3 protein-coding genes are annotated in these 1,509 nt (G+C 70.1%); all 3 read left to right on the top strand.

What is annotated here, in order from left to right; all coding sequences use genetic code 11:
• Positions 1-196, top strand: a 196-nt coding sequence (locus ACFW2E_RS03085; RefSeq protein WP_384460566.1) for a hypothetical protein, incomplete at its 5' end; no start/stop codon positions are given.
• A gap of 115 nt (positions 197-311) precedes the next feature.
• The gene (locus tag ACFW2E_RS03080; RefSeq protein WP_384460474.1) at positions 312-836 is read left to right on the top strand and encodes a PadR family transcriptional regulator; all 525 of its coding nucleotides are present in this window, start codon (positions 312-314) and stop codon (positions 834-836) included.
• Positions 833-1,509, top strand: a 677-nt coding sequence (locus tag ACFW2E_RS03075) for an ABC transporter ATP-binding protein (RefSeq protein ID WP_384460470.1), incomplete at its 3' end; no start/stop codon positions are given. The genes ACFW2E_RS03080 and ACFW2E_RS03075, both read left to right, overlap by 4 nt.

Here is a 1,509-nt window from a genome sequence, read left to right as displayed (position 1 = left end):
CCACCAGCACACGCCGGGGCTGAGGCGGCTGGATCCGCTGGTCTACGAGGCGCTCGCCCGCTGGGCCGGGGACGAACTGCGCTCGGCCAACGCTCAGATCGAGTTCCTGCTGCGCAAGGCCCTGGCGGAGTCCGGCCGGCTGCCCAGGGACGCACGCCCGATTCCCCGCCGCGGGCGGCCCGCCGAACCGGACTGACCGGCGTGTAGCAGAACCGTGACAATCGGCCCCCACCTGCGGGGGCGTACCCGGCGCCATGATCTGCACACTCGGCGTATACATACCGCGTATACACCGTGTGTAGAGTGCTCGCATGTCCATCGGTCACACCCTTCTAGGACTCCTGGAGTCCGGCCCGCGACACGGCTACGACCTGAAGCGGGCCTTCGACGAGAAGTTCGGTCACGACCGGCCGCTGCACTACGGCCAGGTCTACTCGACGATGTCCCGGCTGCTGAAGAACGGGCTCGTCGAAGTCGACGGCATCGAGGCCGGCGGCGGCCCCGAGCGCAAGCGCTACGCGATCACGGACGCGGGGATCACCGACGTGGAGCGATGGCTGGCGACTCCGGAGAAGCCGGAGGAGTACCTCCAGTCGACGCTGTACACCAAGATCGTCCTCGCGCTGCTGACCCACCGGAACGCGGCGGACATCCTCGACACCCAGCGCTCCGAGCACCTGCGCAGCATGCGGATCCTGACCGACCGCAAGCGCAAGGGCGACCTCGCCGACCAGCTCATCTGCGACCACGCGCTGTTCCACCTGGAGGCGGACCTGCGCTGGCTGGAGCTGACCGCCGCGCGCCTCGACAAGCTCCGTCAGGCGGTGGCCCGATGACCCCTCCTCCCGGTTCCCTGCTCGCCGCCGAACAGCTGCGCAAGGCGTACGGGCCGACCGTCGCGCTCGACGGCGCCGAGTTCTCCATCCACCCCGGTGAGGTCGTCGCCGTGATGGGCCCGTCCGGATCCGGCAAGTCGACGCTGCTGCACTGCCTCGCCGGGATCGTGCCGCCCGACTCCGGATCGATCACGTACGACGGGCAGGAGCTCGCGACGATGAGCGACACCCGGCGCAGCGCGCTGCGCCGGTCCGAGTTCGGGTTCGTGTTCCAGTTCGGGCAGCTCGTGCCGGAACTGACCTGCGTGGAGAACGTCGCCCTTCCGCTGCGGCTGAACGGCACCTCCCGCAAGGAGGCCGAGAAGGCGGCGCTGACCTGGATGGAACGCCTGGAGGTCGACGACCTGAAGGGCAAACGGCCCGGTGAGGTCTCCGGCGGCCAGGGGCAGCGGGTCGCCGTGGCGCGGGCACTGGTCACCGGACCGCGGGTGCTCTTCGCCGACGAGCCGACCGGTGCGCTGGACTCCCTCAACGGGGAACGCGTGATGGAACTCCTCACGGACGCCGCCCGCTCCACCAACGCCGCGGTCGTCCTGGTCACGCACCACGGGGGTGCGGTCGAGGCGCTCCCGCCCGAGCGGATCATACTGCTGCCGGACGGTGTCGAGGACCT

It is taken from the genome of Streptomyces sp. NPDC058964, assembly GCF_042741275.1.
Lineage (GTDB): Bacteria > Actinomycetota > Actinomycetes > Streptomycetales > Streptomycetaceae > Streptomyces.
This window is presented reverse-complemented; position numbering and strand designations above follow the sequence as displayed.